This window comes from Mesorhizobium sp. SP-1A (assembly GCF_032460275.1).
Lineage (GTDB): Bacteria > Pseudomonadota > Alphaproteobacteria > Rhizobiales > Rhizobiaceae > Mesorhizobium.
The window spans coordinates 1-26,773 of the sequence record NZ_JAVXZD010000013.1; the positions used below are offsets into that span (position 1 = coordinate 1).

At 64.9% G+C, this 26,773-nt stretch carries 25 protein-coding genes and 1 pseudogene; 17 read left to right on the forward strand and 9 right to left on the reverse strand.

The annotated features are described in order from the left end of the window. The 5 genes and pseudogenes from QU595_RS28975 to QU595_RS28995 form a co-directional block, all read right to left on the reverse strand. Positions 1 to 122: pseudogene (locus QU595_RS28975) on the reverse strand (S-(hydroxymethyl)glutathione dehydrogenase); the annotation flags it as partial. Between the two features lie 54 nt (positions 123 to 176). Continuing rightward, the gene (locus QU595_RS28980; RefSeq protein WP_315928589.1) at positions 177 to 824 is read right to left on the reverse strand and encodes a glutathione S-transferase; all 648 of its coding nucleotides are present in this window, start codon (positions 822 to 824) and stop codon (positions 177 to 179) included. A gap of 11 nt (positions 825 to 835) precedes the next feature. Further along, positions 836 to 2,602: a Rieske 2Fe-2S domain-containing protein gene (locus QU595_RS28985; RefSeq protein ID WP_315928591.1), complete on the reverse strand. Its 1,767-nt coding sequence runs from the start codon at positions 2,600 to 2,602 to the stop codon at positions 836 to 838. Positions 2,603 to 2,639: 37 nt separating this feature from the next. Beyond that, positions 2,640 to 3,545, reverse strand: a complete 906-nt coding sequence (locus tag QU595_RS28990) for an aromatic ring-hydroxylating dioxygenase subunit alpha (RefSeq protein WP_315928593.1) — start codon at positions 3,543 to 3,545, stop codon at positions 2,640 to 2,642. Positions 3,546 to 3,580: 35 nt separating this feature from the next. Beyond that, complete coding sequence (locus QU595_RS28995) at positions 3,581 to 4,447, reverse strand: aromatic ring-hydroxylating dioxygenase subunit alpha (RefSeq protein WP_315928595.1); 867 nt, start codon at positions 4,445 to 4,447, stop codon at positions 3,581 to 3,583. Between the two features lie 223 nt (positions 4,448 to 4,670). On the opposite strand from QU595_RS28995, the gene QU595_RS29000 reads away from it, so the two are divergent. The 5 genes from QU595_RS29000 (at position 4,671) to QU595_RS29020 (ending at position 10,264) form a co-directional block, all read left to right on the forward strand. After that, the gene (locus QU595_RS29000; protein ID WP_315928597.1) at positions 4,671 to 5,474 is read left to right on the forward strand and encodes a GntR family transcriptional regulator; all 804 of its coding nucleotides are present in this window, start codon (positions 4,671 to 4,673) and stop codon (positions 5,472 to 5,474) included. A 97-nt stretch (positions 5,475 to 5,571) separates the two neighbouring features. Then, the gene (locus QU595_RS29005; protein WP_315928599.1) at positions 5,572 to 6,666 is read left to right on the forward strand and encodes a BMP family ABC transporter substrate-binding protein; all 1,095 of its coding nucleotides are present in this window, start codon (positions 5,572 to 5,574) and stop codon (positions 6,664 to 6,666) included. 85 nt (positions 6,667 to 6,751) lie between these two features. Further along, positions 6,752 to 8,293 (forward strand): ABC transporter ATP-binding protein, encoded by a 1,542-nt coding sequence (locus QU595_RS29010; RefSeq protein WP_315928602.1) that lies wholly within the window; start codon positions 6,752 to 6,754, stop codon positions 8,291 to 8,293. After that, complete coding sequence (locus QU595_RS29015) at positions 8,277 to 9,344, forward strand: ABC transporter permease (protein ID WP_315928604.1); 1,068 nt, start codon at positions 8,277 to 8,279, stop codon at positions 9,342 to 9,344. Before QU595_RS29010 ends, QU595_RS29015 begins: the two co-directional genes overlap by 17 nt. After that, complete coding sequence (locus QU595_RS29020; RefSeq protein ID WP_315928607.1) at positions 9,344 to 10,264, forward strand: ABC transporter permease; 921 nt, start codon at positions 9,344 to 9,346, stop codon at positions 10,262 to 10,264. The genes QU595_RS29015 and QU595_RS29020 overlap by 1 nt, the downstream gene beginning before the upstream one ends. 73 nt (positions 10,265 to 10,337) lie before the next feature. Here QU595_RS29020 and QU595_RS29025 read toward each other — a convergent pair whose 3' ends face one another. Continuing rightward, positions 10,338 to 10,592, reverse strand: a complete 255-nt coding sequence (locus tag QU595_RS29025; RefSeq protein ID WP_315928609.1) for a hypothetical protein — start codon at positions 10,590 to 10,592, stop codon at positions 10,338 to 10,340. 360 nt (positions 10,593 to 10,952) lie between these two features. Next, positions 10,953 to 12,236: an MFS transporter gene (locus QU595_RS29030; RefSeq protein WP_315928611.1), complete on the reverse strand. Its 1,284-nt coding sequence runs from the start codon at positions 12,234 to 12,236 to the stop codon at positions 10,953 to 10,955. Positions 12,237 to 12,700: 464 nt separating this feature from the next. Here QU595_RS29030 and QU595_RS29035 point away from each other — a divergent pair, with 464 nt between their 5' ends. The 8 genes from QU595_RS29035 to QU595_RS29070 all read left to right on the forward strand — a co-directional run bounded on the left by QU595_RS29035 (position 12,701) and on the right by QU595_RS29070 (position 20,246). After that, positions 12,701 to 13,252: a MaoC family dehydratase gene (locus QU595_RS29035; protein ID WP_315928613.1), complete on the forward strand. Its 552-nt coding sequence runs from the start codon at positions 12,701 to 12,703 to the stop codon at positions 13,250 to 13,252. A gap of 2 nt (positions 13,253 to 13,254) precedes the next feature. Next, complete coding sequence (locus QU595_RS29040; protein ID WP_410000595.1) at positions 13,255 to 14,409, forward strand: CaiB/BaiF CoA transferase family protein; 1,155 nt, start codon at positions 13,255 to 13,257, stop codon at positions 14,407 to 14,409. A gap of 14 nt (positions 14,410 to 14,423) precedes the next feature. Then, entirely contained in the window at positions 14,424 to 15,554 is a 1,131-nt protein-coding gene (locus QU595_RS29045; RefSeq protein WP_315928740.1) for an ABC transporter substrate-binding protein, read from the forward strand. A 37-nt stretch (positions 15,555 to 15,591) separates the two neighbouring features. Further along, positions 15,592 to 16,776: a substrate-binding domain-containing protein gene (locus QU595_RS29050; RefSeq protein ID WP_315928617.1), complete on the forward strand. Its 1,185-nt coding sequence runs from the start codon at positions 15,592 to 15,594 to the stop codon at positions 16,774 to 16,776. Between the two features lie 75 nt (positions 16,777 to 16,851). Then, positions 16,852 to 17,589: an ATP-binding cassette domain-containing protein gene (locus QU595_RS29055; protein WP_315928619.1), complete on the forward strand. Its 738-nt coding sequence runs from the start codon at positions 16,852 to 16,854 to the stop codon at positions 17,587 to 17,589. Continuing rightward, positions 17,582 to 18,325, forward strand: coding sequence for an ATP-binding cassette domain-containing protein (locus tag QU595_RS29060; protein WP_315928621.1), 744 nt, complete (start codon positions 17,582 to 17,584; stop codon positions 18,323 to 18,325). The genes QU595_RS29055 and QU595_RS29060 overlap by 8 nt, the downstream gene beginning before the upstream one ends. Continuing rightward, entirely contained in the window at positions 18,322 to 19,278 is a 957-nt protein-coding gene (locus tag QU595_RS29065; RefSeq protein WP_315928623.1) for an ABC transporter permease, read from the forward strand. Before QU595_RS29060 ends, QU595_RS29065 begins: the two co-directional genes overlap by 4 nt. After that, the gene (locus tag QU595_RS29070) at positions 19,275 to 20,246 is read left to right on the forward strand and encodes an ABC transporter permease (RefSeq protein WP_315928625.1); all 972 of its coding nucleotides are present in this window, start codon (positions 19,275 to 19,277) and stop codon (positions 20,244 to 20,246) included. The genes QU595_RS29065 and QU595_RS29070 overlap by 4 nt, the downstream gene beginning before the upstream one ends. Before the next feature lie 49 nt (positions 20,247 to 20,295). Here the strand turns inward: QU595_RS29070 and QU595_RS29075 are convergent, their stop codons facing one another. Then, complete coding sequence (locus QU595_RS29075; RefSeq protein ID WP_315928627.1) at positions 20,296 to 21,390, reverse strand: lactonase family protein; 1,095 nt, start codon at positions 21,388 to 21,390, stop codon at positions 20,296 to 20,298. Positions 21,391 to 21,473: 83 nt separating this feature from the next. Further along, positions 21,474 to 22,259 (reverse strand): IclR family transcriptional regulator, encoded by a 786-nt coding sequence (locus QU595_RS29080; RefSeq protein ID WP_315928629.1) that lies wholly within the window; start codon positions 22,257 to 22,259, stop codon positions 21,474 to 21,476. A gap of 163 nt (positions 22,260 to 22,422) precedes the next feature. On the opposite strand from QU595_RS29080, the gene QU595_RS29085 reads away from it, so the two are divergent. From QU595_RS29085 to QU595_RS29100, 4 genes are all read left to right on the forward strand, one after another. Then, complete coding sequence (locus QU595_RS29085; protein WP_315928631.1) at positions 22,423 to 23,742, forward strand: sugar ABC transporter substrate-binding protein; 1,320 nt, start codon at positions 22,423 to 22,425, stop codon at positions 23,740 to 23,742. Positions 23,743 to 23,905: 163 nt separating this feature from the next. Then, positions 23,906 to 24,802, forward strand: coding sequence for a sugar ABC transporter permease (locus QU595_RS29090; protein ID WP_315928633.1), 897 nt, complete (start codon positions 23,906 to 23,908; stop codon positions 24,800 to 24,802). A 2-nt stretch (positions 24,803 to 24,804) separates the two neighbouring features. Continuing rightward, positions 24,805 to 25,671 carry a carbohydrate ABC transporter permease gene (locus QU595_RS29095; protein WP_315928635.1) on the forward strand — a complete coding sequence of 289 codons (867 nt, stop codon included), beginning with the start codon at positions 24,805 to 24,807 and terminating at the stop codon, positions 25,669 to 25,671. A 4-nt stretch (positions 25,672 to 25,675) separates the two neighbouring features. Further along, positions 25,676 to 26,773, forward strand: coding sequence for a sn-glycerol-3-phosphate ABC transporter ATP-binding protein UgpC (locus QU595_RS29100; RefSeq protein ID WP_315928637.1), 1,098 nt, complete (start codon positions 25,676 to 25,678; stop codon positions 26,771 to 26,773).

Genomic DNA, 26,773 nt, shown 5'->3' on the forward strand with positions numbered 1-26,773 from the left:
TGGCAGATGCCCGTCGCCTTCACCTCGACCAGGACCTCGCCCTCGCGCGGCCCCTCCAGGTCCACCTCCATCACCTCCAACGGCTTGCCGGCTCCAACGGCAACTGCGGCGCGGGTTTTCATGTCTTGCTGCTCCAGTTTTTCTTTCGGGCCGCGACGCGGCAGATGTTTCGACGACTAGGCCGCCTTGGCGGGACCGGCCGGGAACACTCCCGACATCACCGTAAAGCCCTTGATGCGCTTGACCCGGTCGCACCAGCGCCGGATCGCCGGATAGTCCTGGCGCGGAATGCCGCCCTCCTCGGACAGCACGATGTAAGGGAAGCAGGCGATGTCGGCGACGGTCGGCTGCGGTGCCGAACAGATCCAGTCGCGTCCCTCCTGCTCCGCGAACCACAGGTGCTCGTCCAGGATGCGAAACAGGCGGTGGGCGCCGGCGCGCGCGGCCTCGACGTCGAAATCGTAGAACAGCGCGTCATGGAGACGGGCCGCCGAGGCCGTGCCGGTGATGGAGTCGGCAAAGGCCAGCCATTGGCTGATCTCGCCCAGCAGCGCCGGATTGTCGCGCGGATACCAGGTGCCCGACGCGTCGTATTTCGCGGCGAGATAGACCAGGATGGCCTGCGCGTCGCGCAGGACGAGACCGTCGTCCTCGATGACCGGAAGCTGGCCGAGCGGATTGATCTTGAGGAACCATTCCGACTTGTGCTCGCGGCCGGGATAGAAGTCGACCGGTACGGTCTCGTGCTCGATGCCGAGAAAGCTCATCAGCAGCCGCAGCTTGTAGCAATTGCCCGACAGTTCGTAGTCGTAAAGCTTGATCATCGGGGAAACTCCTAGAGGTCGAGGACCAGCCGCGCCGATTTCGCGCGCGACACGCAGGTCATGATCCTGGTGCCGGATTTCTTTTCGACATCGTTGAGGTAGACGTCCTGATGGTCCGGCTCGCCTTCGATCACGGTGGCGATGCAGGTGCCGCAGGCGCCCTGCTCGCAGGAGGACGGCACGTCGATGCCGCTCTCGCGCATGACCTGCAGGATCGTCTTGCCGGCCGGCACCTGGAGCGTGACGCAGGACCGCGCCAGCGCCACCTCGAAGCTGGAACTGTCGTCGATCTTGTTGGTGTTCTTGAAATATTCGAAATGCACGGCGGTGTCCGGCCAGCCCTGCTCCGCCGCGATGGCGCGCGCCGCCTCCAGCATCGGGCCGGGACCGCAGATGTAGAGATGCATGCCGTTGCGGTAGCCGGCGAGCACGCGGCGAAGCTCGGCGCCGGTCGCGTCCGGCGACAGCCCGAGATGCGGCTTCAGCGCCGCGCCGAGCTCTTCCAGCCGATCGGCGAAAGCCAGATGCGCCTCGCCCTGCGCGAAATAATGCAGCTCATGCGCCAGCTCCTGGTTCTTCAGCGCCTGCGCCATGGCCAGCAGCGGCGTGATGCCGATGCCGCCGGCGACGAAGATCGTCTGGATCGCGTCGCGGCGCAGCGGGAAGTTGTTGCGCGGCTCCGAGATCGCCAGGACGTCGCCCTCGCGCACCGTCTCGTGCATGCATTTCGAGCCGCCCTTCGAGTCCCGCTCCAGCTTGACGCCGATGGTGAAGCTGTCGGTCTCGCCCGGCCCGTTGGTGATCGAGTACTGCCGGACCTCGCCGTTGGGCATATGCACGTCGATATGCGCGCCCGGCTGGAAGGTCGGCAATATGCCCTTGATCGGCCGCAGCTCGAAGCCGGCGATGCCGTCGGCCGCCTGCCATTTGCGGGCTACCGTGACGCGCAGCGCCGCCTTGCGTCCATGCGCGGTCGGTTCGGGCATTTCGGCAAGCTCGGGCGAAACGCGCTCGATCACGGGTTCGAGCGGCGTGGGCGCCGGCATCGCGGCGGCTTCGCGCTCCGCGGCGTCGCGCAGCCTGGACAGGCGTTCGTTGTGATGGCGAAGGACGGCGATGCGTTCGGCGCCTTCCGGCTGCGCATCGAGAACGCCGCGGATGACCGAACGGTTGGAATCGACCGGCTGCACGAAGAACACCGCCAGCGTGCTTGCCTGGTTCTCGCTGGAGCGGATCGCCACCGAGAAATCGTTTGCGGCTTCGACGGAAATCCCGGCCCCGTCTCCCGCCAGGCTGCCGATCGGCTGAAAGCGGTAGGATTTGAGCTTCGAGGCGACGAGATGGGCAGGTGCGGCGACGGCAATGCCGCGCAGCGCCAGCAGGCTTCCCTCGGCGAGGCCGCCGACATCGGGCACCTCGCCCTGCGGCTCCTCCGCCGACCAGACCAGCCCGTAGCGCTCCACCGCCGCGAAGGTGCGGTTGGTGATGGTGCGGGCCGGCGCGTCGGCCGGATGCGCGGGGATATAGGTGCAGCCGGCGGTGCGGTTGGAATAGCGCCAGCCATGATATTGGCACTTCAGCTCGCGGCCGTCATTGATGCCGATCGACAGCCTGACGCCGCGATGCAGGCAACGGTTCTCCCACACGTTCACATAACCGTCGTCGGCGCGCCAGACGGCGAACTCGCGACCGAGCAGCTGGGCGTGGAAGACATGGCGGAACGGCAGGTCATCGGACGCGGCGATGGGATGCCATCTGGTCTTGGCGGTATCAAACATTGCAGTCTCCGGAATTTGGGGCTGACGCGGCTCACGCTCACACGGCGGCGGGGATGACCCCGTAGGTCACGCCCTTCTGACTGAGCCAGCGGCGATAGGCGATGGCCGACTTGTCGGCCCTGATGGGGGTTTCGGCGCGCGGATCGAGCGGCAGCCGCTTCGGGAACTGGTTCTCCAGGATCGGCTTGTCCTGACCGAAGATGGTCTGCTGGAAGCGCTTGATCACCTTGTCCTCGTTCTCTTCGTCGAGGATGCACAGCATCATGTGCGCGCGCACGTGCTCCTGGTCGATCGGCTGGAGGAAGACGGCGATGACATCGCGCCGGCTTTCGTCCATCGGGCTCGATTTATAGAGCACCGAGCAATAGGGATGCGGCACGCGGTAAACGTAGTCCACGTCGGCGCCGCCTTCGGACGTCGCCGCCGCCATCGGCTGGAAGAAGCGGCAGCGGGTGGCGAGAATCTCGTCGCGATCCACCGAGATCTCGACGTCGTATTCCTTCACCTCCGTATGCGGCTCCGCGCCGAGGATATCGGTGTGGACATAGGGGAAATGCCCCATGTCGAGGAAATTCTCGATGGCGCGCGGCGCCGAGACATTGACCCCGAACGTCGCTGCGTTGAGCCGGCGCCGGTCCGCCTCTTCGAATTCCGGGATGGGAAACAGGTCGGCCGGCGGCGTGCCGAGCGAGGTCCAGATGTAGCCGTAAGCCGTCTTGGTCGGCAACGCATCCTTCAGCGCCGCGGCGTCGATCCTGCCGCCGGCCGGCACATCCGGGCGCGCCTTCCAGGCGGTGGCGTTGCCCTCGGCGTCGAGCGCAAAGCCGATGCGTTCTTCGAGCAGCACCGTTTCGGATACGACGCCGGGCACCGTTTCGGCAACGGCGGCTAGCGGGTGCCAAAGGTTGAGGATCACCTGATCCTGGCATCGGGTCTGGTTCATGGAGATGGTTCCTTCATGAAGGCACTGACCGTATCTCACAGCCGCGCGGGGATCGCGCCGTACGAGACCGAACGGTCGCGCAACCAGCGGCGATAATAGACGGAAACGGCATCCGCCCGGATCGGCGTCTCGGCGCGCGGATCGAGCGGCAGCCGCTTGGGCAACTGGTTTTCCAGGATCGGCTTGTCCTGGGCGAAGATGAGCTGCATGAAGCAGCGCACGGCGGCCTCGCCGGTGCCGTCCTTGACATAGCACAGGAACGGGTGGGCGATGCAGTTCTCCTCGTCCACCGGCTGCACGAACAGGGTGATCGTGTCCAGCCGGTCCTTGTGGACGGAATTGCTCTTGTAGAGCGCCACCGTGTAGGGCCGGACCACCTTGTAGATGTAGTTGACCAGGAAACCGTCCTTGGCCGAGGGCGATGCGAAAGGCTGGTAGAACTTGCATTCCGTCGCCAGCACCTCGTCGGCTTCCGTCACCCGGACATTGTAGGGCGCCACTTCCGTATGCGGCTCCTCCCCCAAATAGCCGGGATGGACGAAGGGAAGATGCCCCATGTCCAGGAAATTCTCGACGGCGCGCAGGCCGGAACTGCGGACCGCAATGGAGCCGCCGGTCACCAGATAGCGATCGGGTTCCTCGGCCTCCGGCACGAAGACGATGTCGCGCTCCGGCGTGCCCAGACACGCCCACAGGAAACCGTAACGCTTGGCCGAGTTGATCTCGCGGCCGGTGTCGTCGCGGACGATCTCCTTGTTGTAGCGGCCGCGGCAATGGACCGTGAGATCGACGCCCAGAAGACGCGTATGGAACGGTTTGTCAGGCGACAGGTTCGTCAAGTCGGCAATCACGTGCCAATCGTTGAGAAGAACCCGGTCGCTGCAAAGGGCTGCTCTGCTCATCGCACCCTCCCTTGGCTAGCACTTCCCCATGAACCTAGCTCTTGTATGGCTCTATTGGAAACATAAGATTGGATACCAATCAATCAGATTTTGCTCATCAATGGCTTTTTTTTGATTGACACATCCGTGCGATTGAATACCGATATGGAACTCGTAACCAGAGATATGAGCTACCGTCGGCAGTGCTCGATCGTCGAGCGCACTGGCAGGGAAGGATATCCTCATGAGCAGCCGCTCGCAGGCGATTGCCGATATCTTGACCCGGGCCATCATTGAGCACCGGCTGGTACCCGGCTGCAAGCTCGGCGAGCGCGAGCTTTCCGAAATTTTCGACGTCAGCAGGATCGTCGTGCGCCAGGCCCTGATCAGGTTGGCCGACGACGGGCTGGCGCAGATCGAGCGCAACCGCGGCGCCTTCGTGGCAAAACCCTCCATCCAGGAAGCGATCGAGATCTACGACGCGCTCACGCTCGTGGAGCAGGGCGTGGCCGCGCAATTGTGCGACCGGCTCGGACCCGCCGGCTGGGCGGAACTGCGCCAGCATGTGGAGCGGCAGCGCCAGGCCTATGCGGCCGGCAACCACGCCCTCGCGGACGTGCTCGGGCAGGAATTCCACACCATCTTCGTGCGGCTCAGTCGCAACCGGGTGATGCAGGAGATCCACGCCCAGCTGGTGCGGCGCACCAACCTCCTGCGCTCGCTGATCACGGCAGACTTCGACTATTGCAATCTGCTGGACGACCATTCGCGCGTCGTCGATCTCCTGGAAAAGGGCCGGCTCCGGCCGGCGATGGACCTGATCGACACGCATCACCGGGCCGTGGTGCGCGGCTACATCATGGACCGGCAGGTCTTTCCGGAGCTGACGCCGGCCGAAGCGCTCGCTCCCTATCTGGGACAGGAAGAGACCGGCGCCGGCGACGCCGCGAAGGCGAAGAAGCGGCCGGCCAAGGCAGCGGGAGGCGCCGCTTCGGGCAACGGCAGGACGCACAGGCACTCGCACCCCCATTCGCATGACCGCGAATAGCCGCGGCCGGTAGCGTCCGGCAGCGGCATCGAGCAAAAACCAACCGGCGTGAACAAGCCGGACAAAGCCAGAAACCAATAGCCAAAGAGGGAATTCCATGAACCGGCCTACCAGACGTCAATTCCTGCAATATACCGGCGCCGCGGCGGCGGCCCTGGGCACCGGCGGCCTTGTCGGCCCTGCCCGTGCCGAGGAGCCGCTCAAGATCGGCGTGGTCTATGTCTCGCCGATCGCCGAGATCGGCTGGACCAAGCAGCACAGCCTCGCCGTCGACGCGGTCAAGGCCGAGCTGGGCGACAAGGTGTCGTTCACGGTCATCGAAAACATCTTCATGCCGCAGGACGCCGAGCGCGTCTTCCGCGAGCTGGCCTCTTCCGGCAACCGGTTGATCTTCGGCACCAGTTTCTCGCACGGCACGCCTTTGCAGAAGGTCTCCCCGCGCTTCCCCAAGGTGGCGTTCGAGCACTGCTCGGGCATCGTCCACCGCGCCAATCTCGGCAGCTTCGAGGCCAAATACTACGAAGGCTGCTTCGTCGCCGGTGCGTCCGGGGCGCATATGAGCAAGAGCAACAAGATCGGCTTCATCGGCGGCTTTCCGATCCCCGACATCGTCGGCCCGGCCAACGCGCTGCTGCTCGGCGCCCAGAGCGTCAATCCGGACATCACCTGCAACGCCATCTTCCTCAATTCCTGGTTCGATCCGGGCAAGGAGAAGGAGGCCGTCAACACGCTGGTTTCGCAGGGCTGCGACGTCATCTGCTCGATGACCGACACGGCCACCGGCGTGCAGGTCGCCGGCGAGAAGGGAGCCTGGTCAATCGGCTATGCCAGCGACATGGCGAAGTTCGGCGGCGGCAAGCAGCTCACCGCCTTCACGCTCGACTGGTCGAGCGACTATCTGCGCGCCGCCAAGGGAGTGCTGGCAGGCGACTGGAAGTCGGAAGTGCGCTGGGACGGCCTCGCGGCAGGCGTGGTCAAGATGGCGCCCTACAACGAAGCCATCCCGGCCGAGACCATCGCGAAACTCAAGCAGCTCGAGGCCGATATCGGCTCCGGCAAGGTCCATCCCTATGCCGGCGAGATCAAGGACCAGGCCGGCAACGTCAAGGTTGCCGCCGGGTCGGTGCTTTCGGACAGCGATATCCGCGGCATGAACTGGTTCGTCAAGGGGATGATCGGCAAGCTTTCCTGATCCGCCACGCCAGGGCCGAAACCGGGACGGCGCGACCGTCCCGGTTTTCGGCTGCCCCACCCGCTCATGCATGGCAGGACCCGCGATGACGCCTCGTCTCGAACTGCGAAATATCTGCAAACGCTACCCCGGCGTCGTCGCCAACGACGCCGTCTCGCTCTCGATCATGCCGGGGGAAATCCACGCCGTTCTCGGTGAGAACGGCGCCGGCAAATCGACCTTGATGAAGATCATCTACGGAGCCGCGCAGGCGGATTCCGGCGAGATCCTGTGCGACGGCAAACTGATCGCGTCGCACGACCCGGCCACCTCGCGCACGCTCGGCATCGAAATGGTGTACCAGCATTTCGCGCTGTTCGAATCCGTGACCGTGGTGGAGAACATCGCCCTGTCGGTTAGCAGCAGCTTCCATCTGGAAACGCTGGCTAGGCAGATCACGGAGCTGTCGCAGCGCTACGGCATGCCTATCGATCCGTGGCGGCGCGTGCACGACCTGTCGGTCGGCGAGCGGCAGCGCGTCGAGATCGTGCGCTGCCTGCTGCAGGCGCCCAAGCTTCTGATCCTCGACGAGCCGACGTCCGTGCTGACGCCTCAGGCGGTGGTGAAGCTGTTCGACACGCTGCGCCAGCTCGCCGCCGAGGGCTGCTCCATCCTCTATATCAGCCACAAGCTGGACGAGGTGCAGGAGCTTTGCGATTCCGCGACGGTGCTGCGCAACGGCCGCGTCACCGGCACCGCGCGCCCCAAGCAATCCACCTCGCTCGAACTCGCGCGGCTGATGGTCGGCTCCGAGCTGCCCGAAATGCGCGTCAGCCCCTCCGTGCGCAGCCCGTCTCCGGTCCTGCGCGTGCGCGATCTTTCGGCGCCTGCCAGCCGCAGCGGCATCGAGCTGAAGGACGTGTCCTTCGAGGTCCATGGCGGTGAGATCGTCGGCCTCGCCGGCGTTTCCGGCAACGGCCAGGCCGAGCTGATCGCCCTGCTGAGCGGCGAGCGCCAGCATTCCAGGGCCGAGGTCATCGAGATAGGCGGCAAGCCTGCCGGCCGTCTCGACGCGCGGGCAAGGCGCCGGCTCGGCATGGCTTTCGTGCCCGAGGAAAGGCTGGGCCGCGGCGCGGTGCCGCCGCACGCGCTGTGGGAAAACGCGGTGCTGACCGGCCATCGCACGGGGCTCGTGCGCAACGGGCTGGTCGACCGCAAGCGGGCGCGGAACTTCGCCGGCTCGATCATCGAGAAATTCAAGGTCAAGGCCAACGGCCCGCAGGCGAGCGCCCAGAGCCTTTCGGGCGGCAACTTGCAGAAATTCATCGTCGGCCGCGAGATCGCCCTGCAGCCGAAACTGTTTCTGGTGTCGCAGCCGACATGGGGCGTGGACGTAGGCGCGGCCGCTTTCATCCGCCAGACGCTGGTCGACCTCAGCCGCTCGGGCGCGGCGGTTCTGGTGGTCTCGGAAGAGCTGGACGAGCTGTTCGAGATCAGCGACCGCCTACTGGTCATCTGCCAGGGCCGCGTCTCGCCGCCGCTGCTGCGCAGCCAGACCAATCGCGAGGAAGTCGGGCTGCTGATGACGAAGATCGCCCCAAACCCCACCGAAACCGGCAGGAGAAGCGAAGTTGCGCTTCAAGATTGAACAACGACCGGAACCCTCCGCCGCGATGCGCCTGGCCGCTCCCGTGGCGGCGACCGCCCTGACCCTGGCGGTCGGCTCGCTGCTGTTCGCGGCGCTCGGCTACGATCCGCTGACGACGATGAACGCCTTCTTCGTGGAGCCGCTGGCCTCCATGAACGGCCTGTCGGAATGGCTGCTCAAGGCCTCGCCGCTGATCCTGATCGGCTGCGGCCTCGCGGTGGGCTTCCGCGCCAATGTCTGGAACATCGGCGCGGAAGGCCAGTTCATCATCGGCGCCATCGCCGCCTGCGGCGTCGGCCTGTTCTATCCCGATCAGGAAAGTCCGCTGCTGCTGCCGCTTATGTTCGTGGCGGCCGCCTGCGCAGGCATGGCCTGGGCGGCGATCCCGGCCTTCCTGCGCGCCCGCATGAACACCAACGAGATTCTCGTCACGCTCATGCTGACCTATATCGCCACGCTGTTCCTGTCGTGGCTGGTGCACGGGCCGTGGCGCGACCCCGCCGGGTTCAACTATCCGCAGACCGCCCTGCTGGCGCCGGCGGCCATGTTCCAGCCCTTCAACGACGCCTACCGGCTGAATTCCTCGATCTGGATCACGGTGCTGGCGGTGGTGCTGACCTGGCTGTTCGCGGATCGCAGCTTCCTCGGCTACAAGATGTCGGTCAGCGGCGCGGCTCCCCTTGCTGCGCGCTACGCCGGTTTCCGCGAATCCTCCGCCGTCTGGACCGGCCTGCTCGCCGGCGGCGCGGCCGCGGGCATCGCGGGCATGGCCGAAGTCGCGGGGCCGCTCGGCCAGCTCTCGCCGCAGATTTCCCCCGGCTACGGCTTCGCCGCCATCATCGTCGCCTTCATCGGCAGGTTGAACGCCTTCGGCATCGTGCTGGGCGGACTCCTGATGTCGCTGCTGTTCCTGGGCGGCGAGGCGGTCCAGCTTTCGCTCGGCCTGTCTTCCGCCCTGACGCGGGTCTTCCAGGGCATATTGCTGTTCTTCCTGCTGGCGGCGGATTTCTTCATCTTCTACCGCATACGTCTGGTCCCGAGGTACGCCTGATGGAACTCTTCATCGCCATCTTCACCGGCACCGTCATCGCCGCCACGCCGCTGATCTTCGCCGCCCTCGGCGAACTCGTGGTGGAAAAATCCGGCGTGCTCAACCTGGGCATCGAGGGCATGATGCTGGTGGGCGCCGCCTTTTCCTTCTGGGCCGTCGTGGCCGGCCTGCCGATGCCGGTCGCGATCCTGGCCGGCGCGCTGGGGGGCGCGGCCTCCTCGCTGCTGTTCGGCGTACTGGCGCTCACCTTCCTCACCAACCAGTATGCCGCCGGGCTGGCGCTCGCCATCTTCGGCTCGGGCGTGTCGGCCTTCCTCGGCCGCAATTTCGGCAGCGCGCCCATCGACGCGCTGAAGCCGGTCCACGTCCCTTTGCTGTCCGACCTGCCCCTGGTCGGCCCGCTGCTGTTCGGCTTCGATCCGATGGTCTATCTGGCGCTGGCGATGTTCCTCGTCATCAGCTGGTTTCTCTACCGCACCAAGTCCGGCCTCGTCCTGCGCACCATCGGCGAGTCGCCCGAAACGGCGCATGCGATCGGCTATCCCGTGGTGAAGATCCGCTACATCGCCGTTCTGTTCGGCGGGCTGATGGCAGGCCTGGCCGGCGCCTATCTGTCGGTCGCCTATACGCCGCTCTGGGTGGAGAACATGACCGCGGGCAAGGGCTGGATTTCGCTGGCGCTGGTCGTCTTCGCCACCTGGCGGCCGCTGCGCGTGCTCATCGGCGCCTGGCTGTTCGGCGGCATGACCATCCTGCAATTGCAGGGGCAGGCGCTCGGCCTGTCGGTGCCGTCCGAACTGCTCTCCGCCCTGCCCTATTTCGCGACGATCGTGGTGCTGGTCATCATCTCGCAGAACCGGCAGATCCTGGCCCTGCACTTCCCCGCCTCGCTGGCGAAACCGTTCAGGCCGGCGACCTAACATTCCGCGCCGTCAACAAAAATGGCCGGTCGATGCCGGCCATTTTCGCTATCCCGCACCGGCCGCGCCGGTCTCATTCCCGCGCATAGGACATGCCGAGGCGAGCCGGCTGGCCTGTGCGGAAACGCACCCCCATAAGAAGCGCGATCGAAGCGAGATAAGGCAGCGCCAGAAGCAGCTGTCTGGGCACGTGAGCCCCCAGGACCTGAAGGTGCGTCGCCAGCGCTTCCAGGAAAGCGAAGGCGGTGACGGCCATGAGCACGCCGCGCGGCTTCCAGTTGCCGGCGATCAGGGCGACGATGACGATCCAGCCGCGGCCGGCGGACACCAGCCGATGCTTTCGCGAGACACGGATCCGTTATCGATCGAGCATCGTAACTTGAAGGATGTATGCGCTCATCTGAACTAGGCGCCGCGCAAATGCCTCGGATTCAGGACACCGCAGAAGTGTCGTGGCAGAAGGTGTCGTCGGCAAAGCAGTGAAGTAGCTACTTTACCCGAGTTGCCTGTCGCACTTCAGTGAGAACTCACAGCAGGCGTCATTCCGGCGCATCAAACGCGCGACAGCGCAGATATTGCGCCCCATGTGAGAGCTTGGCCGGTTCTTTTGTGACCCCGGAGGCCGCGCCACTGACGCGTCGCGCCCAAGCTCAATCCGCAACGGATTCTGAGGTGAACGGCAGCCGGTTCAGCCCGGCCGCTGCTCGCGAACCGCCAGCAGCAGGACTGCGGTCAGCGCGCACAGGGCTGCCAGGGTGTAGAATCCGGCATTCTGGTTCCCCGCCGCCATGTCCGCATAGTTCTTGATCTGCGGCGCGAAGAAGGAGCCGAGATTGCCGATCGATACGATGAAAGCGATGCCGCTCGCCGCCCCCACGCCGCTCAGGTAGCGCGTCGGCAGGCTCCAATAGACAGGCTGCGATGCCGTCAGCCCCGGAATGGCGATGCAGGCCGCGACCAGCATGACATAGGGGTTGGAAGTCAGCCCTATCGCCGCCAGCGCGATGACGCCGCACACGACCATCCAGAAGCAGATCATGCGATGCCTGTTCGTGTTATCGGCCAGGACGGTGAAGTAACGCGTGGCAATCAGGGAACACACCCACGGCAGGCTGAGGAGCGTGCCCACCTGAAGGCTCATGACGCCACCGGAGAAGGTCTGGGCGAAGCGGGACGGAAAATAGAATGTCAGCGGCGCGGTGCCCACCTGCATGAAGAAATAGATGCCGATGAAGATCCAGACCCGCACGTCCTTGAGAACGGACAAGGCGGAATGGGTGACCGCGCGTTTTTTCTCCGCCTCCTCCTGACGGATTGCTTCGGTCAGCGCCTCGCGCTCGGATGCCTCCAGCCATTTGGCTTTTGCCGGGCTGTCCGAAAGGTAGAAAAGCGCGATGACGCCCACGACGCTCGCCGCCAGCCCTTCCACAAGGAACATCCATTGCCAGTTGGCGAGCCCGAATATGCCGTGTTGGGTCAGCAGCCAGCCGGACAACGGGCTCCCGAGCACCAGGGAAAGCGGCACGCCCAGATAGAACAGGCCCGTCGCGCGGGCCCGTTGCCGAGCCGGGAACCAGTAGGTCAGATAGAGGAGAACGCCGGGATAGAACCCTGCCTCGCACACGCCCAGCAGGAACCGGAGAACGTAGAACGTGGTTTGCGTATGCGCGAACATCATCGCGCCGGACACGAGGCCCCACGAGATCATGATGCGCGCCAGCCAGAGGCGCGCTCCCACCCTGTGCATCACGATATTGCTGGGAACCTCGAACAGGGCATAGCCGATGAAGAAGATGCCGGCGCCGAAAGCGTAGGCCGTGTTGCTCAGCCCGGTATCGGCCTGGAACGCATCCTTGGCGAAACCGATATTCGCCCGGTCGAGAAACGCCAGGATGAGCATCAGCGCAAGGAAGGGCAAAAGCCGCCACGTCGCCTTCCGTACGGCGGATTCCACAGCGGGTTCGTTCAGCAATGTCGTCTCCTCCACATGTCAGACCGAATGGCTTGGGTCCATATATCTTTATTTGTAGGCGTACAATACATTCATATGTAAATTATCGAGACCTGCGGACCGGATATCGTGCGGAGAGCGGCCCCTGCCCCGCGCCTTCTACCCGGATATGAATTGGGCGCTTTATTGCCGAAGGGGAGCATCGAAATCCTCCGGCATCGCCAGCACAACATGCTTGCTCTCACGCGCATCCACAGTGCTCCTCCGAAGCGTGGAACCCATGCCGGACGTGTGGTGCATAAGCAGTGCGCCCTGCTTTGCCGTCCCGGTCGCGTAAATTCCGGGCCAATCACGGCTTGTAAAGCTGCCCCATATGTGAATATATTTTTTAACGGAGAAGATTTGTGGAGGACCGGTTGACGCCGGCGCGCCGGATTAGGGGCGCGGCGGACGCAGACCCCTCCCCGACAGCATATGGATGGAAAATGACCAGCTTCTCGCCGACGGTCGGCGTCGCCTCGACCTTTCCCACGGACATGCCCGCCGATCATGCCGAGCTGCCGGTGTGGAACGCCGAAAACTGGTTCTACGAGGACTGGCCGGTCGGACAGAAGATCCGGTCGCTCCGGCGCACCATGGCCGAGGGCGACAGCCATCTGTTCAACGCGCTGGTGCTCGATATCCACCCCTACGTGCAGGACCAGATGTTCGCCGAGCGCGAAGGGATCTTCGGAAAGCGGCTGATCGCCGGCGCCTTCGTGTTTTCCGCCGGCCTGGGCCTGGTCGCCACCAACTGCGTGAACGCTTTCTCCTACGGCTACGACAAGCTGCGTTTCATCAAGCCGGTCTTTATCGGCGACACGATCTATTCGATCCGCACCAATATGGAGAAGACGCCGCGCTACAAGGAGATGGGGCTTATCCGCGCCAGCTACCAGGTGTTCAAGGGCGAAGGCGAACTGGTGCTCTACTGCGAGCATCTGCAAACGGTGAAATACCGGAACCCCGCCGATTTCGCCGGCAAGACGGAGAAGTGACCATGGCCAACGACCTGCCGCTTTCCGGCCTCGTCGTCGTCGATATGAGCCAGTTCCTGTCGGGGCCGTATTGCTCGCTCAGGCTTCTCGACCTCGGCGCCCGCGTCATCAAGGTCGAACGGCCCGACGGCGGCGACCTGTCGCGCCGGCTCTATCTCAGCGACACCGAGATCGGCGGCGATTCCACCATCTTCCATGCCATCAACCGGGCCAAGGAAAGTTTCGCCGTCGATCTGAAGAACGAGGACGACCTCAAGGCGCTGCGCGGCCTGCTCGCCAAGGCCGACGTGCTGATCCAGAACTTCCGGCCGGGCGTGATCGAGCGCCTCGGCCTCGACTATGAGCATGTGCGGTCGATCAACCCGCGCCTCGTCTATGCCTCGATCAGCGGCTATGGCGAGGAAGGGCCGTGGGTCAAGCGGCCGGGGCAGGATCTGCTTGCCCAGGCGCGCTCGGGCGTCATGTGGTTGAACGGCGACGAAGACCAGGGGCCGGTGCCGTTCGGGCTGGCCATCGCAGACATGCTCGCCGGCGCAGCCTGTGCGCAAGGCATCCTCGCCGCGCTGGTGCGTCGCGGCGTCACCGGGCTGGGCGGCCATGTCGAGACAAGCCTGTTCGAGGCGTTGATCGACTTCCAGTTCGAAGTGCTGACCACCCATCTGAACGACGGCCAGCGCCTGCCGCGCCGCTCCTCCTTCCGCAGCGCTCATGCCTATCTGGCGGCGCCCTACGGCGTCTATCAGGCGAAGGACGGTTTCCTGGCCATCGCCATGACGCCGATCCCGAAGCTGGCCGACCTGCTTGAGCTCGACGCGCTGGCGCCCTATCGCGACCAGCCCGCGACCTGGTTCACGGCGCGCGACGAGATCAAGGCGATCATCGCCGAGCGCATAGCGCAGAAAACGGTCGGCGAATGGCTGGCCGTCCTCGAACCGGCCGATATCTGGTGCGCCAAAGTGCTGAACTGGCAGGAAATGCTGAACAGCGACGGCTTCAAGGCGCTCGATCTGTTGCAGACGGTGACGCGTGAAGACAACGTCTCGATCCGGACCACCCGCTCGCCGCTGAGGGTGGACGGCGTGCGGGCCAAGGCCGAGAAGGCGGCACCCCGTGTCGGGGAGCACAGCGCAAAGATCCGCGCGGAGTTCGGACTGTGACAGTGCTCAAGGGCATGACCTGGAACCACCCGCGCGGCTACGACCCGATGGTCGCCTGCTCGGCGCAGTGGAAGGAAAAGACCGGCGTTTCGATCGTCTGGGAAAAGCGTTCGCTTCAGGATTTCGAATCCTTTCCTGTGGAGGAACTGGCGCGCGCCTATGACCTGATCGTCATCGACCATCCGCATGTCGGCCAGATCACCGCCGAAAACTGCCTCGTGCCGCTGGACGTCGCCGGCCGCGAGGCGGAGCGCGACGCGCTTGCCGCGGGAAGCGTCGGCCAGTCCTATCCGAGCTATGGCTGGCAAGGCCGGCAATGGGCGTTTCCCATAGACGCGGCGGCGCAAGTGCAGGCATGGCGGCCCGACCTGATCGATGCAGCGCCCGCGAGCTGGAACGAGGCGCTGGCGCTCGCCCGTCAGGGAAAGGTGTTGCTGCCGCTCAGGGCGCCGCATTCGCTGATGTGTTTCTACACCCTCGCCGCCAATTTCGGCCGGGCCTGCGCCAATGACGGCCCGTGCGACCTGATCGATGCCGAAACCGGCGAGAAGGTCTTCGAAATGCTGCGGGAGATCGCGGCGCTGGTCGATCCGGAATGTCTCGCCATGGATCCGATCGCCGTGTCGGAAGAGATGGCGAAAGCCGGCTCCCGCATTGCCTGCGCGCCGCTGATCTACGGCTACGTCTCCTATGCGACGGAGGGGTTTCGTCCCAACCGGCTGGCCTTCTGCGACATGCCGGCCGCAGGCGGCGCCGGGCCCGTCGGCTCCGCCCTCGGCGGCACCGGCATCGCCGTTTCCGCCTTCTCCGCCGCGAGGAGGGAAGCCATCGATTTCGCCTATTGGATCGCCAGCGGCGACGTGCAGCGCGGGCCTTACGCGTCGGCGGGCGGACAGCCCGGCCATGCAGGCGCCTGGGAGGACGCGGCCGTCAACGCAGCGACCGGCGACTTCTATCGGGGCACGCGCGCGACGCTCGAACATGCCTGGGTTCGTCCGCGTCACGACGGCTACATGGCCTTCCAGGAGGCCGCGTCCGCCCGGATCAACGAAGGTCTTACCGAGAGGCAGGACGCGCGAAGCGTCGTCGCCGATCTCAATCGCCTGTATCGGGAAAGTTTCGCGCCGGTCGGCAAAAGCGGTTAGGTGCAATCCAAGGGAGGAGAAAATGTGGGAGGAAAGAATGTCTGGCCTGATGCGCGGTCTTTGCGCCGCGACCGCAATGCTCGCGGTTCCGGCGGTGGCCCATGCGGCGGATGTCAAGACCGTGGTCGACGGCCTGCCTGCCGAACTCAAGGCGCAATATGAAAATGCGCCGCAGAAGATCCTGCCGTCCGCGTGGGACAAATATGCCCCGCCGGCGAAGCCATGGAAGTGGTGCCACTCCGAGAGCTACCAGGGCAATCCGTGGCGCGTGAGCGTCACCAAGGAACTGAAGCGCCTGGTCGACGGCCTGATCGCCGACGGCGCGGTCGCCAGCTTCGAGGTCTCGGACTCCAACAACGACCCCAGCCAGCAGATCAACCAGATCCGCGCCTTCATCGACAAGGGGTGCTCGATCATCACGTCGATCCCCGGTTCGGCCACCTTGCTCGACGACGCGATCGATGCCGCCGCCAAGGCCAACATCCCCTTCGTCACCGCGGCCGGCTCCGTGACCAGCCCGAACGCGATCAATGTCGATTCCAACTATGCCCGCTGGGGCTACGACATGATAACCGCGATCGGCAAGGCGAAGTCCGACGCCAGCGTGCTGATGGTCGAAGGCATCGCCGGCCACCCGATCGTCGTGCAGGAGCGCCAGGGCGCGGACAAGGCGCTTGCCGAGAACGCCGGGCTCAAGGTGGCGCGGTCGGTCAACGGCAACTGGACGGCCAATGTGACGAAGACCGTGGTGTTGCAGGCGATCGCCACCAACCCGGCGCCCATCGACGCCGTGTGGACGACGGGCAGCGAGAGCCGCGTCGTGGCAGAGGCTTTCGCTCAGGCCGGCAGGCCGGCTCCGCTCATCACCGGCTCGATCACCGGCGACGCGCTCGGTTATTGGAAGGCCAATCCGGACAAGTATCGGTTCGAGGGCCATGCCGTGCTGCCCGGCTGGACCGCGCAGACCCTGTTTCGCGTCGGCGTGCGTATGCTGGACGGCCAGAAGCCCAAGCTGAACACGTTGCTGATCCCGATTCCGGCCGTGCACGGCACCGAACTGGACAAGTGGTACAAGGACTGCATGACCCCGGACGCGGTTTCGGTGTTCCCCGTGCCGCCGACCGACCCCATGCCTGAGGAATGGCTTGATGCCTATTTCTCCAATCCTGCGCCGACCAAGGGGTGGGATTACTCGAAGGTTCCGGACGCCTGCGCCAAGTAACCGGCGGCAAAGCATATCGGCTCGAAGCCTGCCCGACATTGGCCGGAAGCAGCGGCTTCGAGCCTGGAGGAAACCATGCTCAAGGTCGAAGGCGTCTCCAAGCGCTATGGTGAAACGGTCGCGCTCGCGGACGCCTCGATCGATTTTCGCGCCGGCACGGTTCATACCATTCTGGGCGAGAACGGTTCCGGCAAGAGCACGCTGGTGAAGCTTTTGTCGGGTATCGTCCAGCCGGATTCCGGAGGGATCGTGCTGAACGGCAAAACATTCTCGGGACGCAATCCCGTGGCGTTCCAGAGTGCCGGTTTCGCTACCGTCTTCCAGGAAGTGCTGATCGCCCCCGAACGGTCGGTGACCGACAATATTCTGCTGGGTCTCGACGGACTGCTCAAACGCAACGTCCCGCGCGGCGAGCGCCGGGAAAGGGCCAGAGCCGCGCTGGCGCGAGTCGCGCGCACGCCGGTGCCGCTGGCCCGGCCGGCCGGTCTTTTGCCGCTCGCGGCCCAGCAGCTCGTCGTGCTGGCGCGAGCCGTGGCTCGCGACCCCAGGATCCTCATCTTGGACGAGGTCACCGCGGCGCTCGACTTCGCCGACCGCGCGACGGTGTTCGAGCTGATGCGCGCTCTGGCGGACAAGGACCGCCTCGTTCTTTTCATCACCCACCGCATGGACGAGGTCATGGCCCTGTCCGACCGCATCTCGATCCTGCGCGGCGGCAAGGTGGTGCGCACGGAAGAGCGCGGCGTTTCCTCCCCCGACGAACTGTTGAAGGCGATGGCGCCGCTGACTGCCGCGGAACTCGTTCATGACTGATGCGATGACCCTTCATACGCGCAATCTCGCCATCGCGCCGGGCAAGGCGGGCATCACCCAAAGCATATCGTCCGGCGAAATCATCGGCCTTGCCGGGCTGGACGGACACGGCCAGGAAAGCTTCCTGAAAATGCTGGCGGGACTGGACGTTCCCGCTGGCGGCGGGATCGTGATCGAACGTGGCGCCGTCCAGACGCCGGTGACCGGATTCAGGAAGGCTGTCGCGAACGGCATCGCCTACCTGCCGCGCGACCGCCGCGCCACCGGCATCTTCCCGACCCAGTCGGTGCTCGACAATTTCGCCATCTCCACCGTCCGCCGGGACGTTCGGCTGGGCCTGATCAGCGGCAAGGAGCGGCGGCAGCGTTACGAGACCTACAGGCAGAAGCTGTCGATCGTCGCGCCACGGCCCGACGCGCCCATCACGACATTGTCGGGCGGCAACCAGCAGAAGGTGCTTCTGGCGCGCGCGCTGGCGCTGGAGCCGGACGTGCTTCTGCTCAACGACCCGACGCGCGGCGTCGACGTCGCCACCAGGCACGTGCTCTATGACGTGTTCCGCGACCTGGCCGCCGGGGGGATGGCGCTTGTGGTGCTGTCGAGCGAGATCGAGGAGATTCTGCTGCTGTGCCGTCGCGTCCTGGTTTTTCGCGAACAGGAACTTTCGGCCGAGATCGCAAGCGGCACCATGTCCAGCGAGGCCGTCATCGCCGCCATGTTCGGACGCGCCGCATGAACCGCCTCGGCAACATTTCCCGCACATTGCGCGGCGCCGGTTTCGCGCTGGTGCTGCTCGTCGTCCTGCTGGCTGTCAACCTCGTGCTCAACCCCGTGCGCTTCCAGCCGTCGTCATGGGGCATATTGATCGGCCTTGCCGCGCCTCTGATCGGCGCGGCGGCGGCATCGACGCCCGTCATCCTCGCCGGCCGTGGCGGCATCGACATTTCCGTCGGTCCACTGATGGGGTTCGTCAACGCGATCGTGATCCAGTCGCTGTTCCTGAAGGCCGGCATCGACTCGCCGCTGCTGCTCGTGCCTGCGGCGCTCGCCATCGGCGCGGCGGTCGGCGCCGCGAACGGTTTCATGGCCACGATCCTGCGCATCCAGCCGATCGTGGCGACGCTCGGTACATATCTCATCCTGGCCGGCGTCACCTTGACGATACTGCCCGCACCGGTGGGGCCGGCGCCGGGCTGGCTCAAGGAAATGGCCGGACCGCTCTCGGTGGTGCCGCTCGCCGCCATCTTCCTGTTCTGGTGGCTGGTGCGCCAGACACCCTATTACGACCAGCTCATGGCCATCGGCAGCGACGACCGCGCCGCCTACACGGCGGGCGTGGCCGTGACGCGGGTCCGCTTCATCGCCTATGTGATCACCGGCCTATTTTCCGGCGTGGCCGGGCTGATGCTGACCGCGCTGATCGGTTCGGCCGATCCCGGCATCGGCCCGACCTACACATTGATCGCAATCGCGGCGGTGGCGCTCGGCGGCGTCAGCCTGGCCGGCGGCAAGGGCGGACTGGCGGGCGCGGTCATCGGGGCCGTCGATATTTTCCTCCTGCAAAGCCTGCTCACCATGTTCAACGTCTCCACCTACGTGCTCCAGATAGCCTATGGCGCGATACTCGTGGCTGCCGTGGTCCTGACGGCGTTGCAGGACCGGTTTTCCCGACGGGAGACATCGCGATGAGGTTCGATCGCACCTGGTTCGCCACGACCAACGGCCGTATCGCCGGCGCCTTCATCGTCGCGGCACTGCTGCACGTCGCCGGCACGGTGCTCATTCCAGGCTATTCGGCGCCGTTCGCGGTACGCGCGATTCTGGTGATCTCGGCGCTGCTGGCGGTCGCATGCATCGGCCAGACGCTGGTGGTCATCCTGGGCGGCATCGACCTGTCGATACCCTTCGTCATCGGTTTCGCCAATGTCGTGGCGGCGCAACTCTACGGCCAAGGCTGGAATTTCGCTCTCGTCTGCCTTCTGGTGGCCGTCCTCGCCATCATGATCGGCGCGCTCAACGGGTTGATCTCGCGGGGGCTGGAAATCCATCCGCTGATCGTCACGCTGGGGACCGGAATGGTCATCCAGGGCGCGGTCCTGCTGTGGACCAAGGGCTTTCCGTCCGGGTCGGCGCCGCCGGCGGTGTCGGCTTTCGTCTCCATCGGCGGCTCGATCGGGCCGCTACCGGTGCCCGGCGTGGTGCCGGCGGTTGTACTCCTGGCGCTGCTGGTGACGTTGGTGCTGGCGCGCACGCCCTATGGCAGGCGGCTCTATGCACTGGGCAGCAATCCCGGCGCCGCCCCCCTCGCCCTGATCAAACCGGTCGGCATGTGGATGACCACCTTCGCGGCCAGCGCCTTCTTCGCCGCGGTCACAGGGATCCTGCTGCTCGGCTTCACCGGGTCGGCATATGGCGATGTCGGCCAACCCTACCTGTTCCAGACCATTGCCGCGGTGGTGGTCGGCGGCACGGCGCTGATCGGCGGGCGCGGCAGCTATGTCGGCACCATCGCCGGCGTGCTCGTGCTGACCGAAATCAACACGCTGCTGATCGGACTCGGCTTCCAGCCGGCGGCGGTCCAGGCGGCACTGGGATTGATCATCGTGCTGCTGGTGTCGCTCTACGGCCGCGAGCGCCATGTGAGCACGACGATCTAAGGCCTGCCGCCCGCAGGGCCTGCGGTGTTGGGCCAGCCGTCCTTCGTCGTCAGACGATCCTGACGCACATCGGCGTGCCGATCTCGATCGCCTGCCCGGAATCCGTCAGCCGGCCGGTCGCCTCGTCGCGCGCGAAGATGGTGATGCGGTCGCCGTTCTGGTTGGCGCAGAACAGGTGCTTCCCGGAAGGCGTCAGGCACAGATTGCGAGGCGTCGCGCCGCCGCAGGGGGTGTAGTCCACCAGGGCCAGTTCCCCGGTTTCTGGATCGACGGCGAAGATCGCCACCGAATCGTGCCCGCGGTTCGAACCGTAGAGGAAGCGGCCGTCAGGCGAGATCTGGATGTCGGCGCAATGGTTGTGGTCGCGCGCCTCGGCCGGTACGGCCGGTTTGGTGTCCGCGATTGCGAGCGCGCCACTGTCGGCATCCAGCGTCAGGCTCACCACCGTCGAATCGAGCTCGTTCATGACAAAGACGAACCGGCCGTTCGGATGCAGCGCCACATGGCGCGGACCGGCAGCGGGTTTCAGGGCCGTCTCGGCCAGCCGCTGGAGCGCCCCGTCGGGCTCGATCCGGTAGGTGACGAGCCGGTCGATGCCGAGATCGGCGACGATGGCGACGCCGCCCGCGATGGTTTCGGTGACGCTATGCGCATGGCTGCGCTCCTGGCGCGCGGCGTTGGGGCCCGTGCCCCGGTGCGCAACGCTGGCGAGCGGCGGAGTGAGCCCACCGTCTGGCCGGATGCCATAGACCGCCACGGCCTGGTCGGGGCCGCCCTCCCCCATGCCATAATTGGCCACCAGCAGCTTTCTGCCGTTGCGCGTAAGACAGTTGTGCGCGGTGATGCTGCCCAGGCTCGGCTGCTTGTTGACATAGCTCAGCCTGTTCGTTGCGCGCTCGAAACGGTAAGCCGACACCATGCCCTCGCGCCATTCGAACACTTCCGAATTGGCGAAGACCCCGCTGCCGTCCGCCGTGACGGACAGGAAGGTCGGATTGTCGATGTCTCCGGTTTCGCAAAGCCGGACCGTCTCCAGCGTCGCCTCGTTGAAACCGTAAACGGATAGCCCCACTCCCCGCGCGCCCTGGAAATAGGGCGTCTCGCGGTTGAGCGAACCCACGAACACCAAAAGATCGTCCGCCATAACTCCTCCCGATCGCCTTCGATATCCCGGATACCTGCCGCGCTAAGATACTCTCACAGGGGAATTTACTATTCAAATAAGAATTACAGCGCCATCTTCATGTCCGAGCCGGCGAGTTGCGAAAGCCTCGTCGCCGCGGCTTGCAGCAGCGTTATGGTCTTGGTGATGTCCGGTGCGGCCGGCGCGTTGACCAGCGTGATATAGGGAATGGTAAGGGCCGCGATGCCCCGCCCGTCCGAGCCGAGGACCGGAGCCGAGAGATTGTAGACGCCGGCCGTCTGAAGCGAGGCCATCATCTCGTAGCCGCGGTCGCGTACCTGGTCGAGGCGGGCGAAGAAGTCCGGCGACTGCTTCATCTCCTCGTTGCTGCGCAGATGCTCGGCTATCATCATCTCGCGTTCCTCCTGCGAGCGGAATGCCAGCAGCACATGGCCGGAACCGGTGTCGAACAGGCTGATATGCGAGCCGACCCTGATCGATATGCCCCAGTAATGCGGCGCTTCCTGCTGGGCAATGACCACGGCGTTGCCGCGGTCGAACACGACGAGCTGGTTCGCCTGCCAGGAGGTCTCGGCAAGTTCGCGCATGATCGACGTGGCGTAGGAAACCAGCCGGCGCACCGGAGGATGCAGTTGCGCCAGGCCGAACAATTTCAACGTCAGGGAATAGCGGTCGCCGTCGGAGCGGGTGACATAGCCGCGCCTCACCAGCCGATCGAGCATCCTGTAGAACTCGTTCGGGCTGCGGTCCAGCCGCTTGGCGATCTCGGCCTGGGTCAACCCGCCGTCGACGTCCGCCAGCAACTCCAGAATGTCCAGTCCCTTGTCGAGCGCCGGCGCGCGATACCGGTCTTCTTCGTCTTCCTGCACGGGCTGTCTCTCCGGCGTATATGAATATGGCGATTCATATACGCCGGAGCCCGGTCTTGGGAAGAGTTTTGGCTTGACGGTGTATGAATATGTTGTTTGTATATAAATGAAGCAGCGGAGGCTTCAATTCGGCAGGCCTGCTGCCGTCCCAGGGAGGATTTTCATGAACAGATTGCTTTCCGGCGTCGCCGCCGGTGTCTTGCTCCTGGCGTGGGGCACGGGCGCAGGGCTCGCAGCCGATTTGCCGGGCAAGTTTCCCGGCGTCACCATCGACGCCAAGCTGATCGGCGGCCAGCAATACGAGAAGCTCTACGAGCGCATCGGCGAATGGGAAAAGGCGACCGGCGCCAAGGTCAACGTCGTTTCCAAGAAGAACCATTTCGATCTCGACAAGGAGATCAAGTCCGACATCGCCTCCAATTCGATCACCTGGTGCGTCGGCTCCAACCACACCTCGTTCGCGCCGCAATATCCGGGCATCTACACCGACCTCTCCAAGCTGCTCCCCAAGGAAGAGATCGACGCCTTCGTTCCGGCGAACATCGCCGCCGCGACGCTGGACGGCAAACTGGTGATGCTGCCGCGCGCGCAGTTCGACGTCTCGGCGCTCTACTACCAGAAGAGCCTCTATCAGGACGAAGCCAAGAAGAAGGCCTACAAGGAAAAATACGGCGAGGAACTGGCACCGCCGGACACGTTCGAGGAGATGGCGCAGCAGGCCGAATTCTTCGCCAGCCCGCCGGATTTCTACGGGACGCAATATGCGGGCAAGGAAGAGGCCATCAACGGCCGCTTCTACGAGATGCTCGTTGCCGACGGCGGCGAATATCTCGACAAGGACGGCAAGCCCGCCTTCAATTCCGAGGCCGGCGTCAAGGCGCTCGACTGGTTCGTCAACCTCTACAAGGCCAAGGCAGTGCCCGCCGGCACGACCAACTATCTGTGGGACGATCTCGGCCAGGGCTTCGCTTCCGGCACCGTGGCGCTCAACCTCGACTGGCCGGGCTGGGCCGGGTTTTTCAACGATCCCAAATCGTCGAAGGTCGCCGGCAATGTCGGCGTGAAGGTCCAGCCGAAAGGCGCGTCGGGCAAGCGTTCGGGCTGGTCGGGCGCGCACGGCTTCTCGGTGACCGAGAACTGCGCCAACAAGGAGGCGGCGGCTTCGCTCGTGTGGTGGCTGACCAACGAGGACAGCCAGAAGCTGGAAGCCGCGGCCGGGCCTCTGCCCACCCGCACCAAGGTGTGGGAATGGGACCTCGAGCAGGCCAAGTCCGATCCTTACAAGACGGAGGTCCTGCAGGCTTTCCAGGAAGCCGCCAAGAACGCCTTCCCGGTGCCGCAAACGGCGGAATGGATCGAGATTTCCAACGCGGTCTATCCCGAACTCCAGGCCGCCATCCTCGGCGACAAGACTTCCAAGCAGGCGCTGGACGAGGCGGCGGCCAAGGCCACGCAGATCCTCGAAGACGCCGGCAAGCTGTAAGGATCGACCGGTGGCGTGTCGGGCATCTGGTGCGCCACCGTCTATCCTGATGAACACCCCGCACCCGACTTCGCTTCGCTTGGCTGCCTTGTTCCCTTGTGCGGGACGGCCGAGCGTAGCGGGATCGGGTCAGGGGTAAATTCAGGTACCCGAAATCACCAGAATGAAACGCTCGCGCCTCTCGCCGCCATTCCTCCTGCTGCTGCCGGCCGTGATCGTGCTGGCGGCGGTGGTGATCGTGCCGCTTTGCCTGTCCTTCTATTCCAGCTTCACCCCGTTCCGCCTGACCAGGCCGGAGACGTTTTTCACCTTCATCGGCCTGCGCAATTATCTGCGCATCATGTCCGACGCGAATTTCTGGTGGGCCTTCGGCCGCACCGTCCTGCTTCTCACCGTCGCCCTCAACCTCGAAATGCTGCTCGGGCTGGGGCTGGCGCTGCTGGTTGAGAAGGCCACGCGCGGCCAGCGCATTTTGCGCACCATCATGATGTTCCCGATGATGTTTTCGCCGATCCTGGTCGGCTTCCAGTTCAAGTTCATGTTCAACGACAATATCGGCCTGGTGAACAATGCCTTGCAGTCTCTCGGCCTGACCGGGCAGGCTATTCCGTGGCTCATCGAAGGACGTCTCGCCTTCATCGCCATCTCCATCGCTGAAATCTGGTCGTCGACCTCGATCTTCGCCATCCTCATCCTGGCCGGCCTGCTGGCCATGCCGAAGGAGCCGCTTGAGGCGGCGCGCGTCGACGGATGCACGCCCTGGCAGACCTTCCGCTATGTGACATGGCCCTTCGTCATGCCATTCGCCTATATCGCCATGACCATCCGCTCGCTCGACGTGGCCCGCGCCTACGACATCGTCAAGATCATGACCGACGGCGGCCCGGCCGGCCGCACCGAACTTCTGTGGACGCTGGTCGCGCGCACCGCCTATAGCGACGCGCGCATGGGAGTCGCTAACGCGATGGCCTATTTCTCGATTCTGCTGTCCATCCTTTTCACCGTCTATTTCTTCAGGAAGCTCGCCGCGGCGCGTACCCAGATCGGCGCGGAGTGGTGATGATGGACGCCAACGCATCCGCCCGCCTGAAGCGCCGGCTGTCGACGGCCGCCCATGGCATCGGCCTGTTCCTGGCCATGCTGGCGATCTGCCTGCCCGGCCTGTGGATCGTCCTGTCCTCACTGCGCCCGACGGTGGAAATCCTGGCCAAGCCGCCGGTCTGGATCCCGCAGCAGCTCTCGTTCGACGCCTATGTCGCCATGTTCAGCGGCGTCGGCAAGGGCGGCATTCCCGTCGTCGACTATTTCCGCAATTCGCTCATCGTCTCGGTGACGTCGACGGTGATCGCAATCGCCATCGGCATGGCCGGCGGCTACGCCTTCGCCCGCTACCGCTTCCGCGGCAAATCGGCGATGTTCCTCGGCCTGATGCTGACGCGCACCGTGCCCGGCATCGCCCTGTCGCTGCCGCTGTTCTTCGTCTATGCGCGCCTCGACATCATCGACACGCATTTCGGCCTGATCCTGGCCTATGTCGCCCTCAACGTGCCGTTCACCATCTGGCTGATCGACGGCTTCTTCCGGCAGGTGCCGCGCGATCTCGCCGAGGCCGCCCAGATCGACGGCTGCACGCGCTGGCAGGCTTTCTGGCAGGTCGAATTCCCGCTTGCAGGGCCCGGCATCGCTTCCGCCGGCATCTTCGCCTTCCTCACCTCCTGGAACGAGTTCGCGCTGGCCTCGCAACTGACGCGTTCGATCAACTCCAAGACCCTGCCGGTCGGGCTGCTCGACTACACTGCCGAATTCACCATCGACTGGCGCGGCATGTGCGCGCTGGCCGTGGTGATGATCGTTCCCGCGCTCCTGCTCACCTTCATTGTCCAGAAGCACCTCGTCGGCGGCCTGACCTCCGGCGCGGTGAAAGGTTGACCTCATGGCGACTGTCTCGCTGAAAAAACTCACCAAGCGCTACGGCAACATGGAGATCGTCCACGGCATCGATCTCGACGTCGCCGACCGCGAATTCATCGCCCTGGTCGGGCCGTCCGGTTGCGGCAAGTCGACCATGCTGCGCATGATCGCGGGGCTGGAGGAGATTTCGGGCGGCGCCATCGAGATTGGCGAGCGCGTCGTCAACGACCTGCCGCCGCGCGCGCGCAACATCTCCATGGTGTTCCAGTCCTACGCGCTCTATCCGCATATGACTGTGCGCGAGAACCTGGGCTTCTCGCTCAAGATCGCCGGCGTCGCCGATGACGAGAAGGCGCGCCGCGTCGCCGAGGCCTCCGCCATCCTCGGCCTCGATGCGCTGCTGGAGCGCCGGCCCTCGCAGCTTTCGGGCGGCCAACGCCAGCGCGTGGCCATGGGTCGCGCCATCGTCCGCGACCCGGAGGTGTTTTTGTTCGACGAGCCGCTTTCCAACCTGGACGCCAAGCTGCGCACCCAGATGCGGACGGAAATCAAGAAGCTGCACGCCAAGGTGCAGTCCACCGTCATCTATGTCACGCACGATCAGGTCGAGGCAATGACGCTGGCCGACCGCATCGTCATCATGCGCGACGGCCATATCGAGCAGGTCGGCACGCCCGACGAAGTCTTCCGGCGGCCGGCCACGCGCTTCGTCGCCGGCTTCATCGGCTCGCCTCCGATGAACCTGCAGGAGGCCACCGTGGCGGACGGCCGGATCGTCTTTGGCGGCGGCCAGAACCTGCCGTTGCCTGACCGGTTCAAGCCGGCCGTCAATGCAGGCGACAAGGTTGTACTGGGCCTGCGTCCGGACGATCTTTATCCGGCCGGGCACGGCCTGCACTCGGGCGACGCCGCCGACGTCCATGAGATTGAATTGCCGGTGACCGTGACCGAGCCGCTCGGCAACGAAACGCTCGTGTTCGTGGAATTCGACGGCAAGGAATGGGTCTCGCGCATGTTGAACCCGAAACCGCTGAAGGCGGGAGACCGTGTTCCCATGAGCTTCGACCTGTCGCAGATGCATCTGTTTTCGGCCGAAACGGGCAAATCTCTGAGGAGCTGA

Bases quoted from the DNA above. Each gene is read 5' to 3' on its own strand.
- QU595_RS29020 (WP_315928607.1), top strand. From the start codon at position 9,344: ATGGAACTCTTCATCGCCATCTTCACCGGCACCGTCATCGCCGCCACG.
- QU595_RS29085 (WP_315928631.1), top strand. From the start codon at position 22,423: ATGAACAGATTGCTTTCCGGCGTCGCCGCCGGTGTCTTGCTCCTGGCG.
- QU595_RS29010 (WP_315928602.1), top strand. From the start codon at position 6,752: ATGACGCCTCGTCTCGAACTGCGAAATATCTGCAAACGCTACCCCGGC.
- QU595_RS29035 (WP_315928613.1), top strand. From the start codon at position 12,701: ATGACCAGCTTCTCGCCGACGGTCGGCGTCGCCTCGACCTTTCCCACG.
- QU595_RS28985 (WP_315928591.1), bottom strand. From the start codon at position 2,602: ATGTTTGATACCGCCAAGACCAGATGGCATCCCATCGCCGCGTCCGAT.
- QU595_RS29070 (WP_315928625.1), top strand. From the start codon at position 19,275: ATGAGGTTCGATCGCACCTGGTTCGCCACGACCAACGGCCGTATCGCC.
- QU595_RS28980 (WP_315928589.1), bottom strand. From the start codon at position 824: ATGATCAAGCTTTACGACTACGAACTGTCGGGCAATTGCTACAAGCTG.
- QU595_RS29060 (WP_315928621.1), top strand. From the start codon at position 17,582: ATGACTGATGCGATGACCCTTCATACGCGCAATCTCGCCATCGCGCCG.
- QU595_RS29055 (WP_315928619.1), top strand. From the start codon at position 16,852: ATGCTCAAGGTCGAAGGCGTCTCCAAGCGCTATGGTGAAACGGTCGCG.
- QU595_RS28995 (WP_315928595.1), bottom strand. From the start codon at position 4,447: ATGAGCAGAGCAGCCCTTTGCAGCGACCGGGTTCTTCTCAACGATTGG.
- QU595_RS29005 (WP_315928599.1), top strand. From the start codon at position 5,572: ATGAACCGGCCTACCAGACGTCAATTCCTGCAATATACCGGCGCCGCG.
- QU595_RS29045 (WP_315928740.1), top strand. From the start codon at position 14,424: ATGACCTGGAACCACCCGCGCGGCTACGACCCGATGGTCGCCTGCTCG.
- QU595_RS29050 (WP_315928617.1), top strand. From the start codon at position 15,592: ATGTCTGGCCTGATGCGCGGTCTTTGCGCCGCGACCGCAATGCTCGCG.
- QU595_RS28990 (WP_315928593.1), bottom strand. From the start codon at position 3,545: ATGAACCAGACCCGATGCCAGGATCAGGTGATCCTCAACCTTTGGCAC.
- QU595_RS29100 (WP_315928637.1), top strand. From the start codon at position 25,676: ATGGCGACTGTCTCGCTGAAAAAACTCACCAAGCGCTACGGCAACATG.
- QU595_RS29040 (WP_410000595.1), top strand. From the start codon at position 13,255: ATGGCCAACGACCTGCCGCTTTCCGGCCTCGTCGTCGTCGATATGAGC.
- QU595_RS29090 (WP_315928633.1), top strand. From the start codon at position 23,906: ATGAAACGCTCGCGCCTCTCGCCGCCATTCCTCCTGCTGCTGCCGGCC.
- QU595_RS29075 (WP_315928627.1), bottom strand. From the start codon at position 21,390: ATGGCGGACGATCTTTTGGTGTTCGTGGGTTCGCTCAACCGCGAGACG.
- QU595_RS29095 (WP_315928635.1), top strand. From the start codon at position 24,805: ATGGACGCCAACGCATCCGCCCGCCTGAAGCGCCGGCTGTCGACGGCC.
- QU595_RS29000 (WP_315928597.1), top strand. From the start codon at position 4,671: ATGAGCAGCCGCTCGCAGGCGATTGCCGATATCTTGACCCGGGCCATC.
- QU595_RS29065 (WP_315928623.1), top strand. From the start codon at position 18,322: ATGAACCGCCTCGGCAACATTTCCCGCACATTGCGCGGCGCCGGTTTC.